This is a genomic window from Pseudoalteromonas sp. XMcav2-N, from assembly GCF_024124545.1.
In the GTDB taxonomy this organism is placed as follows: Bacteria; Pseudomonadota; Gammaproteobacteria; order Enterobacterales; family Alteromonadaceae; genus Pseudoalteromonas.
This window is the reverse complement of sequence record NZ_JAMXSF010000001.1, coordinates 662,672-683,180: the sequence shown is the minus strand read 5'-3', so window position 1 is coordinate 683,180 and position 20,509 is coordinate 662,672. Positions and strand designations below refer to the sequence as shown.

20 protein-coding genes are annotated in these 20,509 nt (G+C 47.1%); 16 read left to right on the top strand and 4 right to left on the bottom strand.

The window, feature by feature from the left end:
• Window positions 1-19: 19 nt before the first annotated feature.
• Window positions 20-1,345: a CDP-diacylglycerol--serine O-phosphatidyltransferase gene (gene pssA, locus NH568_RS02795; protein ID WP_253044453.1), complete on the bottom strand. Its 1,326-nt coding sequence runs from the start codon at window positions 1,343-1,345 to the stop codon at window positions 20-22.
• 258 nt (window positions 1,346-1,603) lie between these two features.
• On the opposite strand from pssA, the gene trxB reads away from it, so the two are divergent.
• The 4 genes from trxB (at window position 1,604) to infA (ending at window position 4,406) form a co-directional block, all read left to right on the top strand.
• Window positions 1,604-2,557, top strand: a complete 954-nt coding sequence (gene trxB, locus NH568_RS02790; RefSeq protein ID WP_054013808.1) for a thioredoxin-disulfide reductase — start codon at window positions 1,604-1,606, stop codon at window positions 2,555-2,557.
• Window positions 2,558-2,683: 126 nt separating this feature from the next.
• Complete coding sequence (gene aat / locus NH568_RS02785; protein ID WP_253044452.1) at window positions 2,684-3,400, top strand: leucyl/phenylalanyl-tRNA--protein transferase; 717 nt, start codon at window positions 2,684-2,686, stop codon at window positions 3,398-3,400.
• Complete coding sequence (locus tag NH568_RS02780; RefSeq protein WP_253044451.1) at window positions 3,393-4,097, top strand: arginyltransferase; 705 nt, start codon at window positions 3,393-3,395, stop codon at window positions 4,095-4,097. Before aat ends, NH568_RS02780 begins: the two co-directional genes overlap by 8 nt.
• 90 nt (window positions 4,098-4,187) lie before the next feature.
• On the top strand, window positions 4,188-4,406 hold the full coding sequence (infA, locus tag NH568_RS02775) for a translation initiation factor IF-1 (RefSeq protein ID WP_002962494.1): 219 nt from the start codon (window positions 4,188-4,190) through the stop codon (window positions 4,404-4,406).
• Window positions 4,407-4,512: 106 nt separating this feature from the next.
• Here the strand turns inward: infA and clpA are convergent, their stop codons facing one another.
• Window positions 4,513-6,780, bottom strand: a complete 2,268-nt coding sequence (gene clpA, locus NH568_RS02770; protein ID WP_253044450.1) for an ATP-dependent Clp protease ATP-binding subunit ClpA — start codon at window positions 6,778-6,780, stop codon at window positions 4,513-4,515.
• A gap of 28 nt (window positions 6,781-6,808) precedes the next feature.
• Window positions 6,809-7,126 carry an ATP-dependent Clp protease adapter ClpS gene (gene clpS, locus NH568_RS02765; protein WP_054013812.1) on the bottom strand — a complete coding sequence of 106 codons (318 nt, stop codon included), beginning with the start codon at window positions 7,124-7,126 and terminating at the stop codon, window positions 6,809-6,811.
• Window positions 7,127-7,332: 206 nt separating this feature from the next.
• On the opposite strand from clpS, the gene cspD reads away from it, so the two are divergent.
• The 8 genes from cspD to NH568_RS02725 all read left to right on the top strand — a co-directional run bounded on the left by cspD (window position 7,333) and on the right by NH568_RS02725 (window position 15,980).
• The gene (gene cspD, locus NH568_RS02760; protein ID WP_046003210.1) at window positions 7,333-7,551 is read left to right on the top strand and encodes a cold shock domain-containing protein CspD; all 219 of its coding nucleotides are present in this window, start codon (window positions 7,333-7,335) and stop codon (window positions 7,549-7,551) included.
• A 410-nt stretch (window positions 7,552-7,961) separates the two neighbouring features.
• On the top strand, window positions 7,962-10,184 hold the full coding sequence (locus NH568_RS02755) for an NADP-dependent isocitrate dehydrogenase (RefSeq protein WP_253044449.1): 2,223 nt from the start codon (window positions 7,962-7,964) through the stop codon (window positions 10,182-10,184).
• A gap of 103 nt (window positions 10,185-10,287) precedes the next feature.
• Entirely contained in the window at window positions 10,288-10,947 is a 660-nt protein-coding gene (locus NH568_RS02750; protein ID WP_253044448.1) for a pseudouridine synthase, read from the top strand.
• A 107-nt stretch (window positions 10,948-11,054) separates the two neighbouring features.
• Window positions 11,055-12,155 (top strand): tRNA 2-thiouridine(34) synthase MnmA, encoded by a 1,101-nt coding sequence (gene mnmA / locus NH568_RS02745; RefSeq protein WP_054013814.1) that lies wholly within the window; start codon window positions 11,055-11,057, stop codon window positions 12,153-12,155.
• Window positions 12,155-12,757 (top strand): high frequency lysogenization protein HflD, encoded by a 603-nt coding sequence (gene hflD / locus NH568_RS02740; RefSeq protein WP_253044447.1) that lies wholly within the window; start codon window positions 12,155-12,157, stop codon window positions 12,755-12,757. The genes mnmA and hflD overlap by 1 nt, the downstream gene beginning before the upstream one ends.
• Window positions 12,758-12,792: 35 nt before the next feature.
• A complete protein-coding gene (gene purB / locus NH568_RS02735) occupies window positions 12,793-14,163 on the top strand; it encodes an adenylosuccinate lyase (RefSeq protein ID WP_253044446.1) in 1,371 nt (456 codons plus the stop codon).
• A gap of 81 nt (window positions 14,164-14,244) precedes the next feature.
• Window positions 14,245-15,399: a cupin domain-containing protein gene (locus NH568_RS02730; RefSeq protein ID WP_253044445.1), complete on the top strand. Its 1,155-nt coding sequence runs from the start codon at window positions 14,245-14,247 to the stop codon at window positions 15,397-15,399.
• A 122-nt stretch (window positions 15,400-15,521) separates the two neighbouring features.
• Window positions 15,522-15,980 carry a GNAT family N-acetyltransferase gene (locus NH568_RS02725; protein WP_138552082.1) on the top strand — a complete coding sequence of 153 codons (459 nt, stop codon included), beginning with the start codon at window positions 15,522-15,524 and terminating at the stop codon, window positions 15,978-15,980.
• Here the strand turns inward: NH568_RS02725 and NH568_RS02720 are convergent.
• Window positions 15,964-16,395 carry a DUF4826 family protein gene (locus NH568_RS02720; protein WP_253044444.1) on the bottom strand — a complete coding sequence of 144 codons (432 nt, stop codon included), beginning with the start codon at window positions 16,393-16,395 and terminating at the stop codon, window positions 15,964-15,966. The two genes, NH568_RS02725 and NH568_RS02720, sit on opposite strands and share 17 nt — an antisense overlap.
• Before the next feature lie 182 nt (window positions 16,396-16,577).
• Between NH568_RS02720 and NH568_RS02715 the strand changes: the two genes are divergently transcribed.
• Genes NH568_RS02715 through NH568_RS02700 form a run of 4 tightly spaced genes read left to right on the top strand, consistent with a single transcriptional unit; the run spans window position 16,578 to window position 20,487 of the window.
• Window positions 16,578-17,717 carry a methyl-accepting chemotaxis protein gene (locus NH568_RS02715; RefSeq protein ID WP_290444066.1) on the top strand — a complete coding sequence of 380 codons (1,140 nt, stop codon included), beginning with the start codon at window positions 16,578-16,580 and terminating at the stop codon, window positions 17,715-17,717.
• A 21-nt stretch (window positions 17,718-17,738) separates the two neighbouring features.
• Window positions 17,739-18,107 (top strand): response regulator, encoded by a 369-nt coding sequence (locus NH568_RS02710; protein ID WP_046003219.1) that lies wholly within the window; start codon window positions 17,739-17,741, stop codon window positions 18,105-18,107.
• 5 nt (window positions 18,108-18,112) lie between these two features.
• A complete protein-coding gene (locus NH568_RS02705; RefSeq protein WP_253044443.1) occupies window positions 18,113-18,394 on the top strand; it encodes an STAS domain-containing protein in 282 nt (93 codons plus the stop codon).
• A gap of 2 nt (window positions 18,395-18,396) precedes the next feature.
• On the top strand, window positions 18,397-20,487 hold the full coding sequence (locus tag NH568_RS02700; RefSeq protein ID WP_253044442.1) for a chemotaxis protein CheA: 2,091 nt from the start codon (window positions 18,397-18,399) through the stop codon (window positions 20,485-20,487).
• Window positions 20,488-20,509: the final 22 nt, after the last annotated feature.

Here is a 20,509-nt window from a genome sequence, read left to right as displayed (position 1 = left end):
AGGGCCTGACGGCCCTTTTTTAAATAAACTTTTTAATGATAAAGTCGACTTTCACTCGTTTTGCCTGTCCGAGAATTTTCTTCACCGCAGACGGGTAATCATCAATTGTTTCTAAATCCTGGGGTCCGCTGAGCTTAGTACAATTAGCCAGGATCGCCTCTCGCTCCTGAGTTATCGCTTGCTCGAGCTTTTGCGCCGGATCTTCGATCAAAATACCGTTTTCAATGTCCAACCCCCAGGCGCGAGGGTTAAGGTTGTGCCCTGTCATCAGATGGACCTGATTGTCACGGTTAATCCCTTTTAAGTGGAATGAGTTGTTTCCATCGCGCCATAGGTACACATTTAAATGCCCGGAGTTGATGTAGCGCCGTTGCGACTTAAGAAACTTGTACAAAATAGTCTCGTACAAATAAGGTAAGGCACCAATGCGACTAAACGGCTGATCGGGCGCAATGTAAAAATCATTTGCGGTTTTATCACCAATCACTATGGTGACTGTTTTACCTTCTTTGAGCAAACGGCGCAATGACCGTAGCAACGGCGCCGGAAAGTTAAAGTATGGCGTGTATAAAAGCAGCTCACGTTCAGTGGTATCAAACAAGGCCTTAATCAGGCGGTTTAGCTTATTCGTTCGACGACCAAAGCCTAAAAAGGCACGGACATTTAAGCCATCTGTAGCAGTTGCTGAGCGCATATCGTACTGTGCTTTTTTAAGCTGCTTCATCAGTTGCTTTTGCGCCACCTTCAACTCAGAAAATGGCTTTAGCGGGCGGACATCCAACCTCGGCACAGCCTCGCTGGATAATAAATAAGTATCCAGGAAATGACAGAAACTAGCTGCCAACGCACTATTTTCAATCACAAAATAGCGATCCAGGCGGTACTTATCGCCATGTTGCAAGTACACATTATTAATGCTGGCGCCACTGTACAAAACGGTGCCGTCGATAACAAAACCTTTAAGGTGTAAAACGCCAAACAATTCTTTGGCCTTTACCGGCACACCATACACTTTTACACTTGAGCCAAACTCGGCTTGCATGTCGCAATACAGCTTTGCGTTACCCTCAGATTTGGCTTCACCTATCAGCCCGCGCTGTGCCCGATGAAAATCAACCAGTACGTGGATCTCAAGATGTGGGCGCGCCGAAGCCACCTCATGTAGCGCGGTTAATACTTCGCGACCCGCTTCATCGTCCTGTAAATACAGTGCGGTCAAGTAGATGCGCTGTTGTGCACCACGGATAAGTGACAAAAGTTGCGCATGATACTGTTTCGCATCAGTCAGTATTTCGCAGCTTTGTGCGTCCAGTGCAAACCCAGGTTTATCCTGCCAAAATGCCATAACTACCTTTAAAAACAGACTAACGTCAAATAGACAGAGAAAAATTCCCTAGAACATAGCAAAAAAAAACTCTCAGGTCATGAAATACCGATCATTTACGGCGCTATGGCACAAATTCTCATCAAGTACAGTATATTTGACAGCTTCTGATTTTATAAAAAATCGATTTTTGCAATTTATTTTACTTCTGGCTTGAATTTCATAGAATCGGCAGCACTTACTAGAGAAGATAGAAATTTTATTTTAGGAATTGTTTACATGACTGATGCAAAACATTGCAAACTGTTGATCTTGGGCTCAGGTCCTGCTGGCTACACAGCCGCAGTCTATGCTGCACGAGCAAATCTAAATCCTGTACTTATCACGGGTATGCAGCAAGGTGGTCAGTTGACCACAACAACAGAAGTTGAAAACTGGCCTGGCGATGCACATGGTCTAACTGGTCCTGCACTGATGGATCGTATGAAAGAGCATGCCGAGCGTTTTGAAACTGAAATCATTTTTGATCACATAAACAAAGTAGATGTTACTAAGCGCCCTTTCACCCTGACTGGCGATCAAGGTACTTACACATGTGATGCCCTCATCATTGCAACAGGCGCTTCAGCGAAATACCTGGGCCTGGAATCTGAAACAAACTTCCAGGGTCGTGGTGTATCGGCTTGTGCAACCTGTGACGGGTTCTTCTATCGTGGCCAAAAAGTCGCTGTTGTTGGTGGTGGTAATACCGCCGTTGAAGAAGCACTTTATCTGTCAAACATCGCTGAAGAAGTACATGTGATCCACAGACGTGATACTTTCCGAAGCGAAAAAATTCTCTCAGATCGTCTGATGGAAAAAGCTAACAACGGTAACGTTGTTCTGCATCTGAACAAAACGCTGGATGAAGTACTGGGCGACGACATGGGCGTTACCGGTATTCGTATTAAAGATACTGACTCAGATGCTACTGAGCAGCTTGATCTCGCCGGTGTCTTTATTGCGATTGGTCACAAACCCAATACAGACATGTTTGCAGGCCAGCTGGAAATGAAAGATGGCTACCTGGTTGTACAGTCGGGTCTGAATGGTAATGCGACTCAAACCAGTGTTGAAGGCGTATTTGCTGCAGGTGATGTGTCTGATCACATCTATCGCCAGGCCATTACCTCCGCCGGCACTGGCTGTATGGCTGCATTAGACGCTGAACGTTACTTGGATAACCTGAAGTAATCCCAGCGTGAATGAAGACGTGTTTCTAAAAACACGTCTTCAATATAAAATCCCCACTCCTGGCCTAAAATAGGTTAGACTGGTGTCATACTTCAGGTTTTTAGTTTGTTATTCAGAACCGCCAATATGACACAGCAATTGTTTCATCTGTCTGCCACTGACTTTATTTTTCCTCCTTGTCATTTTGCACTCAAAGACCCTGATGGCTTGCTGGCCGTAGGGGGATGCCTGAGCACAGCAAGACTGCGCCGAGCCTACCAGCAAGGTATTTTCCCCTGGTTCAATGAAAGGGAACCGATTATGTGGTGGGCACCCAGTGAGCGCGGCATCATGGAATTGGATCAGTTTCATATCAGCCGCTCGCTCAGAAAGTCTGTCCGTAAACTGGCACCTGACGTCACGATAAACACCGCTTTTGAGCAGGTTATCATGGCGTGTCGGCAACAAAGGGTCGATAAGGAAGGTACCTGGATAAACAAAGCCATGCTGAACGCCTATATTCAGGGTCATAAAGAGGGCTTTGTTCATAGTGTTGAAGTATGGCAACAGGGTACGTTAATAGGCGGCTTATATGGTGTTATGTTAAACGGTGTTTTTTGTGGTGAGTCAATGTTTTACCGTGTGCCTGATGCGTCAAAGCTAGCAATGTGGGCACTTGTCAATTGGCTCAGGCAACATGGGGCTCATTTTGTAGATTGCCAGCTGGAAAACCCCTATTTACTCTCTCTGGGTGCAAAAGTCATATCAAGAAAAGAATTTTTAGCTAAACTTAGATCAGCAAGCCATTATCAAGTGCCTGAAACGATGTGGCATCCGCAACCATTGAGGGCGATATATGACTGAACATTTCCCTTCAAAAATTGGCCTGAGCCAACAATTTGATTGCAGCTATCTGGCTGACCAAAAAGAACAGTTACTGGTGATCCTGGATAGTAACTGTTATACGCCAGTGCGCTTTGAAACTTTGCTCTCATTTGGATTTCGCCGCAGCGGCGACCAGATATACCGCCCCCACTGCCCTGCTTGTCAGGCCTGTCAGTCTGTTCGTGTGCTGGCTAATGACTATCAACCATCTCGCTCTCAAAAGCGTAAATGGAATAAAATTAACTCAGAGTTTCACTTTGAATATAACACTCAGGAGCAACCAGGCTACTACCCGCTTTACGAAAAGTATATTACCATGAGGCATTCCGATGGTTCGATGTACCCGCCTAACCGGCTTCAGTATGAAAGCTTCTTGTTTTGTCGCTGGCTGCCTGTCACTTTTATCGAACTGTGGCACAAAGACCAGCTGATAGCCGTTGCTGTAACAGATACTATGCCCACGGCCCTCTCTGCCATCTATACCTTTTTTGATCCTGACTATGCAGAGCTTAGCTTAGGTACCATTATGATCATGGCACAACTCAACTATGCGCGTCTGCATGATAAAACCTACCTTTACCTGGGTTATCAGATAGACGCCTGCCCTAAAATGCGCTACAAGCAGCAATATTTACCCGCACAACAATTCAAAAGCGATGCTTGGGTAAACATTTAGATTACAAAATTCGCGCTCCCGCCTTTACTTATCGCGCGCTTTTCGGCAAAATCTGCACCGTTAAACTATCAAAGAGGTGATACGCTCCCCATGGCGAAAGAAGACGTTATTGAAATGCAAGGCACGGTCCTTGACACTTTACCAAATACTATGTTCCGTGTTGAATTGGAAAATGGTCACGTAGTTGTGGCACATATCTCTGGTAAAATGCGTAAAAACTACATCCGCATTTTGACCGGCGACAAGGTGACTGTTGAAATGACACCTTATGACCTGAGCAAAGGACGCATCGTCTTCCGCGCGCGTTAATTCGCCCAGCTCAGGTACACTTGCCACAACCGGCTGAGTCGTACAAAGAGACGATTAAAACAAAAAGCCCGGCAAATGCCGGGCTTTTTGTTATCTTCGCTCCAATTTAGGCGGGCTCTGCTACGCTGGATTCAAACTTAAATGCCAGCTTTTTATCTTTAACCGAAATAGTGACCGTCCCTCCGTCAATCAATTCACCGAACAAGATCTCGTTCGCCAGTGGCTTTTTAAGATTGTCCTGAATTACCCTGGCCATTGGGCGTGCCCCCATAGACTTGTCATACCCTATATCTGCCAACCAATCTCTGGCTTCATTAGTTAAATCCAGGCACACGGACTTCTTATCAAGCTGAGCTTGTAACTCGACAATAAACTTGTCTACCACCTGTAAAATAACGTCTTTTTCAAGGTGATTAAACCAAATGATATTGTCTAAACGGTTTCTAAACTCAGGGGTGAATACCTTATTGATCTCAACCAGCGCATCATGTGAATGGTCCTGCTCCTGGAAGCCTATAGACTGACGGACAGTTTCCTGCACACCCGCGTTAGTTGTCATCACGACTATCACGTTACGGAAATCAGCTTTACGACCATTGTTATCCGTCAGGGTACCATGGTCCATTACCTGCAACAGAATGTTGTAAATGTCCGGGTGTGCCTTTTCAATTTCGTCCAGCAACACCACAGAGTGTGGATGCTTAATCACCGCATCAGTCAGTAAGCCACCCTGTTCAAACCCTACATAACCGGGAGGCGCACCTATCAGACGGCTTACAGCATGACGCTCTGAGTATTCCGACATATCAAAACGCACAAACTCAATGCCCATACATTTGGCCAATTGCTTGGTGACTTCCGTTTTACCCACACCTGTAGGACCAGCAAATAAGAACGACCCAATTGGCTTATCCTCACTACCCAGGCCTGAACGTGACAGTCGAATTGCAGAAGTTAATGCATCGATAGATTCGTCCTGACCAAAAACCAGCATTTTAAGGTTACGATCAAGGTTCTTGAGGACTTCTTTGTCGCTTGAAGACACGTTTTGCTGAGGAATACGCGCAATTTTAGACACTATCTGCTCGATATCCGATACACCAATGGTCTTTTTGCGACGTGAAGCAGGCAACAGACGCTGATTAGCACCCGCTTCATCAATCACGTCAATAGCTTTGTCAGGCAAATGACGCTCATTAATGTATTTTGCGCTTAGCTCAGCCGCAGCCTTCAACGCTTTTTGCGTGTAGCGTATACCATGATGTTCCTCGTAACGCTCTTTCAGGCCGCTGAGAATTTTGGCGGTGTCGGCAACGCTTGGTTCCACAATGTCGATTTTCTGGAATCGACGCACCAGGGCTCGATCTTTTTCAAAGATGTTTTTGAACTCAGAATAAGTTGTCGAACCAAGACAACGCAGCTGACCGCTAGACAGCAGAGGTTTGATCAGATTAGAGGCATCCATAACCCCCCCTGACGCGGCACCGGCACCTATGATGGTATGGATTTCATCAATGAATAAAATGGCGTTTGGCTTTGCCTGTAGCTCTTTCAACAATGCTTTAAAGCGTTTCTCAAAGTCGCCCCGGTACTTAGTGCCGGCAAGCAAAGCGCCCATGTCCAACGAGTACACTACGGCATCCGCAATCACATCAGGTACCAGCTCATTCACAATACGATATGCCAGACCTTCAGCAATGGCTGTTTTACCGACACCCGCTTCTCCCACTAACAGTGGATTGTTTTTCTTTCTGCGGCATAAAACCTGGATGGTTCGTTCTACTTCCTGATCGCGACCAACCAAAGGATCTATTTGACCCGCTTTTGCCATCACATTCAGATTGGCAGTGAAGTTTTCCAGTTTAGTCTTTTCTTCAGAGGCTGTTTCATGGCTTTCTTCATGCATCTCTTCGCTATCTTCAGGCTCAACTTCATCATCCGATTTTGAAATGCCGTGGCTAATGTAGTTAACAATGTCCAGACGACTTACATCCGCCTTTTTAAGAAGATAAACAGCCTGGCTTTCCTGCTCAGAGAAAATGGCAACCAATACATTCACTCCGGTCACTTCATTGCGACCAGAGGACTGCACATGAAAAACAGCCCGTTGCAATACACGCTGAAAGCCAAGTGTCGGCTGCGTTTCACGGTCTTCTTCTAAATCTGGAATGACAGGAGTGGTCTCATCAATAAATTCTGATAACTCCCGTTTTAGCCCCTCTGTTTCAACACCACACGCATTTAGTGCTTCACTGGCAGAGGGGTTATCAATCAATGCGAGCAGTAAGTGTTCTACCGTCATAAATTCGTGGCGACGATTTCTCGCCTCACGAAACGCGGTATTCAGAGTAATTTCTAAGTCTTTATTTAGCATTGGCAACCCCCAACGAGAATATATAAGGTCATTCCTGCTCACAACTACAGAGCAGCGGGTGCTCGTGATCCCGAGCATATCGATTTACCTGCTCAGCCTTTGTATGGGCAATGTCGGCAGGATACAGTCCACATACCGCTTTTCCCTCGTGATGTACTTTCAGCATCACATCAGTTGCTCTTTCGCTATCCATACTGAAAAATGTCATCAAAACTTCAATGACAAAGTCCATAGGTGTGTAATCATCATTGTTTAAAATCACTTTGTACTTGCGCGGCGGTTGTAACTTTTGCTTCTGTTCGTCGCGTACCGCGTCAACCACACCAGATTCGTTTGTCCCAGTCATAATAAAATATAGTCTTGTCTTATCAACTCAAGCAACTTGAATTGAAAAATAAATAAATTGTTAAAAAATCGCTTTAAAAACTTGACTGTCTGGCCAAATAAACTACAGTCTTTACCTAGCTGGACATAATCATCATATGGGCAGCTTAGCAAATTTCAAAGGTTAGATTAACTTAATTTAGTCAACTTATAGAAGGATGTAGAAGTATGGCTTGCGGAAAAGTCAAATGGTTCAACAACGCCAAAGGGTTTGGTTTCATCGTAGAAGACGGCAGCGAGGAAGATATCTTTGCCCATTACTCCACGATTGTAATGGATGGATACAAAACGCTTAAAGCTGGTCAGGATGTAACATTCGATCTGCAAGAAGGTCCCAAAGGCCTGCACGCTACCAACATTGCGCCGCTTGCGGACGAAGTCGTGTAGCTATTGCAATATTTTTTGGCACACTCAAAGCGGGTTACGTTTGTTTCTCGCTTAATCCCTTCATCAATTAGTCTCATTTCTTCCATCTTAGTTCATAAAATTTTATATCTTTATTAAATTGCATTAGCGACTTAGTGATTTGGTTGATACAATCCCCGCCGGTGTCAGGTCGGGCTTCGTTGTAGCTGGCCCAAAAACGCGTCAGGTGTGTTAGATATTTTTATTGTCCCAAACTAGTAACAATACCTAACAAACTTGCTATATGCCGAACTCAACCATCCGCTTGATGACCCCAATACAGGTTACCAAGCGGATGGCTGAATAAAGATCGTGTATGCGGATACGTCCTTGAATAGCAAGCTTTTGCTTTGTTGAACGGCTGTTTAGCCCTAAACTATCTAGGAATGATGATGACATCAAAAATTATTTACACTAAAACAGATGAAGCGCCGGCTCTGGCAACTTATTCTCTATTGCCAGTTATTCAGGCTTATACCAAAGCGGCTGGTGTTGAAGTTGAAACCCGTGATATCTCACTGGCAGGCCGTGTCATTGCTAACTTCCCCGAGTTTCTGAGCGAAGAGCAGAGAATTGGTGATGCTCTGGCAGAGCTGGGCGAGCTGGCAAAAACGCCAGAAGCCAATATCATCAAACTCCCTAATATTAGTGCGTCTATCCCTCAGTTGAAAGCCACCATTAAAGAGCTGCAGGAAAAAGGTTACGCCCTTCCAGACTATCCAGAAGAGCCAAAAGACGACAAAGAAGCTGCAATCAAAGCGACTTACGACAAAATCAAAGGTAGTGCAGTAAACCCTGTTCTACGTGAAGGTAACTCAGACCGCCGCGCGCCAGCTTCCGTAAAAGCATATGCGCGTAAAAACCCACACTCAATGGGTGCCTGGTCAAAAGATTCAAAGTCATATGTTGCCAGCATGAGCGAAGGTGACTTCTTTGGTTCTGAGCAGTCAACAACTGTTACCGAAGCAACTGACGTCTCTATTGAACACGTTGCAGCAGATGGTACAGTATCTGTGCTTAAACAAAGTACGCCGTTGTTAGCTGGCGAAATCATTGATGCTTCTCGTATGAGCGTAGCGGCATTACGCAGCTTCCTGGAAGCGGAAGTTGAAGCAGCCAAAGAAAAAGGTGTACTGTTCTCACTGCACATGAAAGCCACTATGATGAAGGTCTCTGACCCGATCATCTTTGGCCACGCTGTAAAAGTTTTCTACAAAGAAGTATTTGAAAAACACGGCGAAACCTTCGAAAAGCTAGGTGTAGATGTCAACAACGGTATCGGCGATGTATACAATAAGCTTGCCAGCCTGGATGACGCAGCACGTGCTGAAATCGAAGCTGACCTGGCTGCGGTTTATGATGTACGCCCGAGCATTGCAATGGTTGACTCTGACCGCGGTATCACTAACCTGCACGTACCAAGTGATGTGATCATCGATGCATCAATGCCAGCTGCAATCCGTACCAGCGGTCAGATGTGGAACGCCGAAGGTAAGCAGCAAGACACCAGCTTTGTAATTCCAGACCGTTGTTATTCTGGTGTTTATCAGGCAACCATTGAGTTCTGTAAAGAGCACGGCGCGTTTGATCCTCGTACTATGGGTACTATCCCTAACGTTGGTCTGATGGCACAAAAAGCAGAAGAATACGGTTCACACGACAAAACTTTCGAAGCACCATCAGCAGGTCAAATCCGCGTTGTTGATCAAGCCGGTAACGTACTGCTTCAGCATGACGTAGAGCAAGGTGATATCTGGCGTATGTGTCAGGTAAAAGATGCACCAATCAGAGACTGGGTTAAGCTTGCTGTAAACCGTTCACGCGCATCAAATACCCCAGCGGTATTCTGGTTGAACGAAAACCGTGCACACGATGCTGAGCTGATCAAGAAAGTAAATGCCTACCTGCCAGAACATGATACTGATGGTCTGGAAATTCACATCCTTGCACCAGTTGAAGCCACTGAGTTCTCACTGGCGAGAATGAAAGACGGTCAGGATACTATTTCTGTGACTGGTAACGTACTACGTGACTACCTGACTGACCTGTTCCCTATTCTTGAACTTGGCACCAGCGCAAAAATGCTGTCTATCGTTCCTCTGATGAACGGCGGTGGTCTGTTCGAAACGGGTGCGGGCGGCTCTGCACCTAAACACGTTCAGCAGTTCGAAAAAGAGAACCATCTGCGTTGGGATTCTCTGGGTGAGTTCCTGGCACTGGCTGCGTCTTTAGAGCACCTGAGCCAGGCGACTGGTAACAGCAAGGCACAAGTTCTGGCTGATACTCTGGACGCCGCGACAGGTAAATTCCTGGACGAGAATAAGTCTCCATCACGTAAAGTGAAAGAGCTGGACAACCGTGGTAGTCACTTCTACCTGGCTATGTACTGGGCACAAGCACTTGCAGAGCAATCAGAAGATGCTGAGCTTAAGGCTAAATTCGCAGACGTTGCAAAAGGTCTGACCGACAACGAAGCGGCAATCGTCAGTGAACTGAACGACGTTCAGGGTCAAGCGATGAATATCGGCGGATACTTCCAGCCTAACGATACGCTGGCTGCTGACGCAATGCGTCCCAGCAAAACGTTTAACGACGTATTAGCAAGCATGGTGTAACTCGCCATTCAACAGAAAAAAGGTGGCTCATTAGCCACCTTTTTTATTTGGCTCCAATCTTTGCTACACTCGCGCCATCGCTCTATTTGCTAAACATGTAACTATGCCCGCACCACGCCAGAAAAACCGACCACATGCACCTAACCGCACCTCTGCTAAGCGTCCAGTCAACCAACGCTCAGGCCCTAAACGTGCAGCCAAGCCGAGGGTTTCGCCTGATCAGGTGAAGGTGGTGCTGTTCAATAAGCCTTTTGACGTGCTATGCCAGTTTACAGACGATCAAAACCGTCAGACACTCGCCGACTTTGTTGATATAAAAGGCGTATACGCTGCTGGCAGGCTTGACCGTGATAGCGAGGGTCTGCTGTTGCTCACCAATTGCGGCCGCTTACAGCATAAGCTGACTGAACCGGGTAAAAAAACCGACAAGACCTACTGGGTCCAGATAGAGGGCGAGCCAGACCAAGCTGCCCTGCAGGCACTGCGTGATGGCGTCGTCCTCAAAGATGGTCCTACCCGACCCGCCAAGGTTAACCTGATCACAGCACCAACCGTTTGGCCACGTAATCCGCCTATTCGCGAACGCAAAAACATTCCCACCAGCTGGCTTGAAATTACCATATCTGAGGGCCGTAATCGCCAGGTTCGGCGCATGACAGCGCATGTCGGCCACCCTACACTGAGACTAATACGTTACCGGATCGGACCCTATACCCTGGATGGGATTGATAACGGTCAATATCAGGTGGTGAAGGCAAAATAACCCCGTCACGAAAAACTTGGGATTAATCAACCCGCGACTTCCGGGCACCTTGATTTACATGCTATAATGCAGCTCACTTTTTTGTAATCAAAATACACAGCGAGTTTATGAGCGATAACAGTCAAATTAAAGTCATCGTCGGTATGTCCGGCGGCGTAGATTCCTCCGTTTCAGCATACCTGCTAAAACAGCAGGGGTATCAGGTTGAAGGCCTGTTCATGAAGAACTGGGAAGAAGACGACAATGACGAATACTGTGCCGCTGCTGAAGATTTGAAAGATGCTCAGGCTGTCTGCGACAAACTGGGTATCGAGCTACACACTGTCAATTTTGCTGCAGAATACTGGGACAACGTATTCGAGTACTTTCTTGCCGAATACAAAGCTGGCCGCACACCCAACCCGGATATCATGTGCAACAAAGAGATCAAATTTAAAGCTTTTCTCGAGTTTGCGGCAGAAGCACTGGGTGCCGATTATATCGCGACGGGCCACTATGTACGCCGTGAGGAGCGTGATGGCAAGTTTGCCATGTTACGCGGTCTGGACAACAACAAAGATCAGAGCTACTTCCTGTATACACTCAGCCATGAGCACGTAGCCCAAACCCTGTTTCCGGTAGGCAACATTGAGAAGCCAGAAGTGCGTCGAATTGCAGAAGAGCAAGATTTGATCACGCATGACAAGAAAGACAGTACGGGCATTTGCTTTATCGGTGAGCGCAAGTTCAAAGACTTCTTGCAAAAATTTTTGCCGGCTCAACCTGGTAAAATTGAGGACAGCGAAGGCAACCATGTTGGTGAACACGAAGGCCTGATGTACCACACACTTGGCCAACGTAAAGGCCTGTTGATCGGTGGCATGAAAGAAGGCTCCGGCGAGCCCTGGTATGTTGTCGATAAAGACGTGGAACGCAATGTGCTGGTTGTTGGTCAGGGCAAAAACCACCCTCGCCTGTTCAGCAATGGCCTCAATGCGAATCAACTTCACTGGGTCGATCGTGTCGGTCCACAAGGCACTACCCGATGCACAGTTAAAACCCGTTATCGCCAGGAAGACATTCCTTGTACGTTACTCGTTGGTCAGGACGGTATGGCCCGAGTGCTATTCGATGAACCACAAAAGGCCGTGACCCCAGGCCAATCTGCGGTATTTTATCAGGACGATGTGTGTCTTGGCGGTGGTATCATTGAATCGGTGATCAAGTAATGCAACGTGACGTCGTGATCCCACTTGCAGCCATGTGCCAGGTTGCAAAATTAGTGCAAAAATGTGCCCGCTACGGCACCTTTAACAACCATGAAACAGCCAGCTTGTTAAGAAGTATCACTATCACTTCGCCAAAAAATCCACAGGATGTCTACGAAGACCCAGATGCGGTAAAACAAGGTTGCCGTGCTTTGGTGGACCAGCTGAGTGCTCAGGGTGAGAAAGATGTAGAAATGGTCAAATATGTGGGCAGCCTGATGCAACTGGAACGTGCTTTGTCTGCCAACAGTAAAGCAATGGCAGAACTTGGCAAACGTATCGAGCAGCTCGACAGACAATTGCAGCATTTCGACATCGGCGATGAGCAGATTGTTGCCGCTTTGGCGGATATTTACAGCCAGGTAGTGAGTCCGGTTGGTCCCAAGATTCAAATTTTTGGAAAACCTGAGTTGCTCAAGCAATCACATGTACAACATCAGATCCGGGCGCTGTTGCTGGCCGGGATCCGCAGCGCAGTATTATGGCGTCAGCTTGGTGGTAAGCGTCGTCAATTCTTCTTTGCAAAGAAGAAAATCATTGCTGCTGCACAAAGTTATATTTAAATATCGTTCAAAAAACCAATTAGTTAGGAGAAGTTATGGAGCTTTCAGCGTTAACCGCTATCTCTCCAGTGGATGGCCGCTACGGTAGCAAAACCAGTGAGCTGAGAAGTATTTTCAGTGAGTTTGGCTTGATCAAATACCGTGTGACGGTTGAAGTACGTTGGCTACAAGCCTTAGCCAACGCAGCTGCGATCAACGAAGTTCCAGCCTTCAGTGACCAGGCAAATGCCCTGCTGGATAGTATCGTTGACAACTTCAGCGAAGCCGACGCTGCGCGTGTCAAAGAAATTGAGCGCACAACCAACCACGACGTTAAGGCCGTTGAGTATCTGTTGAAAGAGAAAGTGGCAGACAATGCGGAGCTTCAGGCGGTTAATGAGTTTATTCACTTTGCCTGCACCTCAGAAGACATCAACAACTTGTCGCACGGTCTGATGCTGAGTGAAGCACGTGACCAGGTACTGTTGCCCTACTGTGATAAGCTGCTGACAGCCATTAAAGAAAAAGCGATTGAATATAAATCTGTTGCTATGATGACCCGCACCCACGGTCAACCGGCTTCTCCTTCTACTATGGGTAAAGAATTCGCGAACGTCTATGTACGCCTGCAGCGCCAACGTGAACAAATCGCTAACATCCAGATCCTAGGCAAAATCAATGGTGCCGTAGGTAACTACAACGCACACCTGAGCGCTTACCCGGATTACGACTGGCACAACCATGCAGAGCAATTTGTCACCAGCCTGGGGCTGACCTGGAATGCGTTTACGACGCAAATTGAGCCGCATGATTATATTGCTGAACTATTCGACGCCGTGGCACGTTTCAACACCATTTTGCTCGACTTTGACCGTGACATGTGGGGTTACATCGCGCTTAACCACTTTAAGCAAAAAACCATTGCCGGTGAAATTGGCTCTTCAACGATGCCGCATAAGGTAAACCCAATTGATTTCGAAAACTCGGAAGGCAACCTGGGCATTGCGAATGCCATCTTCACCCACCTTGCGCAGAAACTACCAGTTTCTCGCTGGCAGCGTGACCTGACTGACTCAACAGTACTGCGCAACCTCGGTGTTGGTATGGGTTATACTCTGATCGCATACCAGGCGACGCTAAAGGGGATCAGCAAGCTGGAAGTGAATGCCGACCGTCTGCTGGCTGAACTGGATGAAAACTGGGAACTCCTTGCAGAGCCAATTCAGACTGTAATGCGTAAATACGGTATCGAGAAGCCGTACGAAAAGCTAAAAGAGCTGACACGTGGTAAGCGTGTTAATCAGGTAATTATGGCTGAGTTCATCGATGGTTTGGATCTGCCAGAGCAGGTAAAAGCAGACATGAAGCTAATGACGCCAGCCAACTACATTGGCCGCGCCGAAGCTTTCATTGATGAGTTAAACTAAACTGAGTTAATCTCACCTAAGTCTGAGAAGCGAAAGTTGCGGCGCAGTGCCGGGCTTTCGCTTTTTTATTGGAGCCACTTTATGTATCAGCTATCTATCAATGCCCTGACCGAGGCTGCTTTCCTTACTCAGTATTGGCAAAAAAGGCCCTTACTTATCAAGCAAGGCTTTAGGGATTTCATTGACCCTCTATCTCCCGAAGAGCTGGCAGGTCTGGCGATGGAAGAAAATATAGAATCCCGTATCGTTACCAATCATGACGACCACTGGGATGCACATCATGGTCCGTTTGAAGACTTTTCTCTGCTGACAGAGCAACACAGTACTTTACTGGTACAGGCCGTTGACCACTGGCACCCTCTGGCCGCGACCTTGCTTGAACCTTTTCGCTTCATTCCAAACTGGCGAATTGATGACTTAATGATCAGCTTCTCTACACCAGGTGGAGGCGTAGGCCCTCATCTTGATCAATATGACGTGTTTATTATTCAGGGCCAGGGCAAAAGACGCTGGCGAGTGGGCATGCCAGATATAAACCTGAAACAATTTGCCCAGAACAAAAGCCTGTTGCAGGTTGAACAGTTCGAAGCCGTTATAGATGCAGAGCTGGAGCCTGGAGATATTTTGTATATTCCACCAGGTTGTCCTCATGAAGGCTATGCTGTCGAGAATGCGATGAACTACTCAGTGGGTTTCAGAGCACCAGATCAAAGAGATCTACTCTCCAGTCTCGCCGACCACCTAATTGACTCAGAGTTAGGCTCAACGCGTTACAGTGACCCGGACCTCACGCTGCGTGACTCTCTGGGCGAGATCAGTAGTCAGGATAAAGGTAAAATCCGTACCATGCTTGAATCGGTACTCCATGACAACGACATATTCGATGAGTGGCTGGGGCGTACACTCAGTGAGCCTAAACATGAAATGGACCTGGCACCGCTGGATCCACCACTGACAGCTGACGCCTTGTTGGAGGACACTTCACCTGATGATGTACTGGTACGTTCAGGTGGGGTCAGAGCGCTGTATCAGGTAACGACACAAATTGTGATACTGAGCGTAAATGGACAAAACTTTACCCTTCCTCTTGAGGTCTTACCAGCAGTGAAACAGCTGACAGATCAGACAACTACTCCAATTTCCTCATTATTGAGCGCAATTGAATGTTTGGAATTTAAACAAACTTTAACTACGCTTATAAACGATGGGTCCTTTTACATTGAGGACTGGGTGTAATTACCTGAATCTAAGGGTTAGTCACACAATAAGGGGCATCGGCAAGTTCGGTGCCTTAATAATAAAGAGCACAGGCTGGTCCCTTGGTCAGGCGTGATTATGATGTTTGATGCGAGGCAATCATGAATTACCACGTCGATAGAGTGAGTTGGCAAAAAACTCAGGGACAACTGCGCCAAATCCGTGAACGCGTCTTTGTTTACGAGCTTCACCTACCTAAAGAAGTCGAATTTGATCAACACGACAAAACCGCAGAGCACGTGCTGGTGCGGGACGAAAACCAGTGCCCTATCGGAACAGGCAGGCTATGCTGTGACGGCTTGATAAGTCGGATTGCAATTGTTCGGGCGCACCGAAATCGCGAGGCTTATCAGTCTTTAATTGGTTTTTTGAGCATTCTGGCTGAACAGAAAGGCTACGAGAATGTGTTTGTGCAGTGCATCCTGGATGAAGTGCCAACGTTTCTTAAGTCAGGGTTTTCTAAACAGGGCAGCGTATTTATGGAAGCAGGCATTCCAAGACAGCGTATGAAATGCCCGGTGAAAGAAATGAACTGTGAGCCTTTTACGATGCTGCATTAGCCCAAAGTTGCTCTTCGCTTGCCATATCGTATAAGCCATGGGCATGCTGAACCAGAATGTTAGCGTATTCTACCTGGGCTGGATCCTGTTGCTCCGCAGCAAGGATTTTATCTGCTTTAATTTGCCACTGATAGGAAAAGTGCTTGAGTGCTGCGCGAGCGTCTGCCGCGCCGCTCACCGGCATGGAATCAGTAGGGACTTTACCAGATATGACCCAGTACCCCTTACCCAAATTATCCTTGATTTTCCAAATCCCACAAATCGGCGGTAAAATACGTGATTCTTTCGCCTGGATATTCAATCCCAGTATCCCTTTTTCTGCCAGGTATTTTTGTGCTGCCTGCAAAGATGTCTGTTGCCATTGAGCAAGCCATTGCTGCTGCTCTTCACTTAATTGTGTAACATGTTTATTCATTCTGCGTACTTCATTGTCGTTTTCCCCCTACTTTAGGGATTCTGACAACCGGATGCAAGCGTCAACCTCACTCAAAACTAATTCGGGGCCCAGAATAAGCGACATGTGATTATTTGCATTTGCACAATAAATAGACTCGACTAGGATTAAAAGACGATTTCAGTGGCCTGAGTGGCTCCGTTATGCTCCCACTTATCATCGCACTTCAGTTAGTGATTTTTGCCATAACCTGGTATGCATCAGGCTGGGTAGTCGCTTCGATAGTGACAGGCTTATCTGCTATGGGTTTATTTGTCGCCCATCGTGTATCCAACAATGTGATACCCGCAGATGCACCGCCAGCGCAAGCTAACTCAGATGGGCAACACTCAGACCTCGCTTGCCTTGAGCAACTAGGCCACACCATTACCCCTCAGCTAAGAGAGCAGATTAACAGTGCCCGGGAGCAAACCAAGCAAGCCGTCGATAATATGTCCGCTGAATTTTCACAGCTTGTCAGCAATATTACTTCAACTCTAAGTAACCTGGACGATAGCAGCGCCAACAGCCTGCAGCAAACAGCTCAGCACAGCCGTGAACAACTTACCCAGATCCTCGCGTATCTCGAACAGTCCAACGTCAGCCAGCAACAACGAACAGAAACCTTTAAAACCATGGTAGAGCAAAGCAAGGAGTTACAGTCAATGTCAATTGACGTCTCTAAAATTGCTGAGCAAACCAATTTACTCGCACTTAATGCCTCAATCGAAGCTGCACGTGCCGGAGACAATGGCCGTGGGTTTGCGGTGGTTGCCGATGAAGTACGCGCGCTGGCTAATTCAAGCGGTGAGACAGGGGTGAAGATCAACAAGATGGTCGAAACTATCGCTCAGGCAATGCACAGCTCTATGACCATGATGGAAAACGAACTGGCGGAACGCCAGGCTCTGACCGACAAATATCAGCAGCAAATTAATGAAGTAATTGATACCTGGCTCACCTTGTCACAAAACGTAGAGCAACAAGCGCAGGTGCTGCAAACCTCAAATGAGGACAATCGACAGAAAATCTCGGAGATATTGGTCGACTTACAATTTCAGGACCGTGTCGATCAGATCCAGGACAGCGTTACAATTGCCCTGGGCATAATGACTCAAGAGCTCGATGAGTTTATCGCGCAGCGTCGCAGCAGTGCCAACGCCCGATTCAATCATGAAAGGATCAGTGACGCGTTATCGCGCACAGCTGCAACACGAGAGCAAAGGCATATTCTGGCGACTAAAAGTGGCAATGCCAAGAATGATAAGGACGACGATACAGTCGACGATCTCACTTTTTTCTGACATACAGCATGAGGGCAAGTTATGAGCAAAACCATACTAGTGGTGGATGATTCCGATTCGTTAAGACAAGTTGTAAATATTGCGCTGACAGGTGCTGGCTATCAGGTGATTGAAGCGTGTGATGGCAAAGATGCTCTGAGTAAACTTAACGGCAACAAGGTGCACCTTATCATCAGTGACGTCAACATGCCCAATATGAATGGCATTGAATTCGTCAAAAATGTTAAACAACTCCCACAGTATAAGTTCACCCCCGTGATTATGCTGACCACGGAAAACCAGCAAAGCATGATGGAAGAAGGTAAGAAAGCCGGGGCGAAGGCCTGGATGGTTAAACCCTTCAAACCTGCACAAATGCTTCAGGCCGTATCTAAATTACTGATGATGTGACAGCCATGTCCGAGTGTTTTAAGTTTCCTGCGGAGCTGACCATTTACGAAGTACAGGATGTGCATACGGAACTCATCGCTTTTTTGGCAGGAAAACAGCAGATAGCGCTGGATCTTAGCCAGATCGATGAGCTCGACAGCGCCGGGATCCAGCTGGCTATCTGGCTGGTAAATTACTGCCGTAACACAGGTGTTCAGATAGACCCCCTTGTCTTATCCGATCTGCTCACTGCCAGACTGTCTTTATTAAATGTGCCTCTCTCAGGCGCCACTAAGAGTGAGCCTTAGTTATGTCTGTTGATTTGAGTGCCGCCATCACCACCTTTGTCAACGAGTCAAAAGAGCTACTCGCGGAGATGGAGAATAGCCTGCTTGATCTCGAAAGCAGTGATGCCAGTGCTGATCAGGAAGAGACCATCAATGCCATCTTCCGCGCTATTCACACCATAAAAGGCAGTGCCGGATTATTTGGCTTTGACTATGTTGTGAGCCTGACGCACATTGCCGAAACGGTACTGGATGACGTTCGTGCTGGTAACAGGGAAATGAGCAGGGCCCTGCTCTCTTTGTATCTGGAAACCGGCGATCTGTGTGATGAATTGATCCAGCTCGCCGCATCGGAAAGTGAGCCCAGTGCGCAACAACTTAGCCAGCTTGCAAAGCTCACCGAGCAGTTCAGTGAATTTACCGACAACGTCGACACACCGCAAAATAAAGATGCTGATAGTGAAACACAGTTGCAAGATGGACCCTGGTTTATATGTTTCGTGCCTAACGAGAATGTGCTGCGCAACGGCCTGGATCCTTACCCGTTTATCCACTTTCTAAACAACGAAGTGGAATCACTTGAAGTGGCCACCAATTGTACTGCGCTCAATGCCGATACACCCTACGACCCAGAATCCTGTTACCTGGCCTTTTTGATGTTATTTCAAACCAGCCAGAGCAAAAGCGTGATAGAGGACATTTTCGAATTTATAAAAAATGATGCAGTAGTTGAGATTTTACCACCAGCTCAGTGTCACTACAGCGCCATTGAAGATTGCGCAAAACACTTTCCAGACCCCGCTCAGTTTCATGCCACTTTGGCACAACTGACGCAATCACGCCTCCCCGCCCGGCCTTTGGAGCCAGCATCTATACCAGACGATACCGAGCCGCCAGCTCAGACAAAAGGTAAGAAGAAAAATAAGCTTCACACGAGCAAAACGCTTAGGGTTGAAGCCATGAAGCTAGATCGATTGATCGATCAGGTTGGGGAAATGGTGATCACGGGGGCCAGAACCAATTTACTGGCACACGAAACGGGTAACGAAACACTGATTGAAGCCATGGCTCTGCTGGAACGCCTGGTTGAGAACATTCGAGACAGCTCGTTAAAACTGCGTATGGTCCAGATTGGTGAAACCTTTAATAAATTCAAACGCGTTGTTCGCGATGTGGCCGATGAGCTGGGCAAAGAGGTGGAGCTCAATATTGTCGGCGCCGACACCGAGCTGGACAAAACCTTTGTTGAAAAAGTCAGCGATCCACTGATGCATATTATTCGTAATGCCATTGATCATGGTATTGAATCACCCGAACAACGACTGGCCGCAGGTAAACCGGCATGTGGTCAGCTGACGCTTAAGGCCTACCATGATTCTGGCTCCATCGTCATCGAAATTCAGGACGATGGTCAGGGGCTGGATCAAAGCAAGATACTGGCCCGAGCCATTGAAAATGGCCTAGTCAATCAAGAACACTCATTACAGGATAAAGAGATAAATCTGCTGATTTTTGAACCCGGATTCTCTACCGCCGCAGCCGTGACCAGTATTTCCGGTCGTGGCGTGGGCATGGACGTGGTAAAACGCAATGTTGAGAGCCTGCGTGGCAGTGTAGAAGTCGACAGCACCAAAGGACTGGGCTCTAAAATAATTATTCGCCTGCCACTGACCTTATCCATCATAGACGGATTTATGTTTACCGTCGGTGATGAAGACTATGTGATCCCCCTGGATACCGTGGTTGAATGCCTGGAACTGCACGAGGTGGTTTCAGAATCTGATATTCAGGATAAAAACTACATTAACCTCAGAACTGAGGTCCTGCCCTTTATTCGTCTGCGCACCCTGTTTGGGATCGAGCAGCAAATTGAACACGTGAAGGAATCACTGGTCATCGTCCAGTTTGGCACACTTAGAGCTGGTCTGGTCGTGGACTCGCTGCAAGGAGAGTTTCAGACCGTTGTAAAACCTCTGGGGAGGCTGTTCGAAGGCCTCAAATGTATCAGCGGCGCTACCATACTCGGCAGTGGCAAAGTGGCCATTATTCTCGATGTATCTGCCTTGATCCGCACCGCAATTACTATGTACGAGTCCTTAGAACTCAAGCATTAGTCAGATAAATCGGAGCATAAAG

What these genes read in the sequence shown, in the direction of transcription:
- pssA (WP_253044453.1), bottom strand. Translation starts at nt 1,345, where the DNA reads ATGGCATTTTGGCAGGATAAACCTGGGTTTGCACTGGACGCACAAAGC.
- trxB (WP_054013808.1), top strand. Translation starts at nt 1,604, where the DNA reads ATGACTGATGCAAAACATTGCAAACTGTTGATCTTGGGCTCAGGTCCT.
- aat (WP_253044452.1), top strand. Translation starts at nt 2,684, where the DNA reads ATGACACAGCAATTGTTTCATCTGTCTGCCACTGACTTTATTTTTCCT.
- NH568_RS02780 (WP_253044451.1), top strand. Translation starts at nt 3,393, where the DNA reads ATGACTGAACATTTCCCTTCAAAAATTGGCCTGAGCCAACAATTTGAT.
- infA (WP_002962494.1), top strand. Translation starts at nt 4,188, where the DNA reads ATGGCGAAAGAAGACGTTATTGAAATGCAAGGCACGGTCCTTGACACT.
- clpA (WP_253044450.1), bottom strand. Translation starts at nt 6,780, where the DNA reads ATGCTAAATAAAGACTTAGAAATTACTCTGAATACCGCGTTTCGTGAG.
- clpS (WP_054013812.1), bottom strand. Translation starts at nt 7,126, where the DNA reads ATGACTGGGACAAACGAATCTGGTGTGGTTGACGCGGTACGCGACGAA.
- cspD (WP_046003210.1), top strand. Translation starts at nt 7,333, where the DNA reads ATGGCTTGCGGAAAAGTCAAATGGTTCAACAACGCCAAAGGGTTTGGT.
- NH568_RS02755 (WP_253044449.1), top strand. Translation starts at nt 7,962, where the DNA reads ATGACATCAAAAATTATTTACACTAAAACAGATGAAGCGCCGGCTCTG.
- NH568_RS02750 (WP_253044448.1), top strand. Translation starts at nt 10,288, where the DNA reads ATGCCCGCACCACGCCAGAAAAACCGACCACATGCACCTAACCGCACC.
- mnmA (WP_054013814.1), top strand. Translation starts at nt 11,055, where the DNA reads ATGAGCGATAACAGTCAAATTAAAGTCATCGTCGGTATGTCCGGCGGC.
- hflD (WP_253044447.1), top strand. Translation starts at nt 12,155, where the DNA reads ATGCAACGTGACGTCGTGATCCCACTTGCAGCCATGTGCCAGGTTGCA.
- purB (WP_253044446.1), top strand. Translation starts at nt 12,793, where the DNA reads ATGGAGCTTTCAGCGTTAACCGCTATCTCTCCAGTGGATGGCCGCTAC.
- NH568_RS02730 (WP_253044445.1), top strand. Translation starts at nt 14,245, where the DNA reads ATGTATCAGCTATCTATCAATGCCCTGACCGAGGCTGCTTTCCTTACT.
- NH568_RS02725 (WP_138552082.1), top strand. Translation starts at nt 15,522, where the DNA reads ATGAATTACCACGTCGATAGAGTGAGTTGGCAAAAAACTCAGGGACAA.
- NH568_RS02720 (WP_253044444.1), bottom strand. Translation starts at nt 16,395, where the DNA reads ATGAATAAACATGTTACACAATTAAGTGAAGAGCAGCAGCAATGGCTT.
- NH568_RS02715 (WP_290444066.1), top strand. Translation starts at nt 16,578, where the DNA reads ATGCTCCCACTTATCATCGCACTTCAGTTAGTGATTTTTGCCATAACC.
- NH568_RS02710 (WP_046003219.1), top strand. Translation starts at nt 17,739, where the DNA reads ATGAGCAAAACCATACTAGTGGTGGATGATTCCGATTCGTTAAGACAA.
- NH568_RS02705 (WP_253044443.1), top strand. Translation starts at nt 18,113, where the DNA reads ATGTCCGAGTGTTTTAAGTTTCCTGCGGAGCTGACCATTTACGAAGTA.
- NH568_RS02700 (WP_253044442.1), top strand. Translation starts at nt 18,397, where the DNA reads ATGTCTGTTGATTTGAGTGCCGCCATCACCACCTTTGTCAACGAGTCA.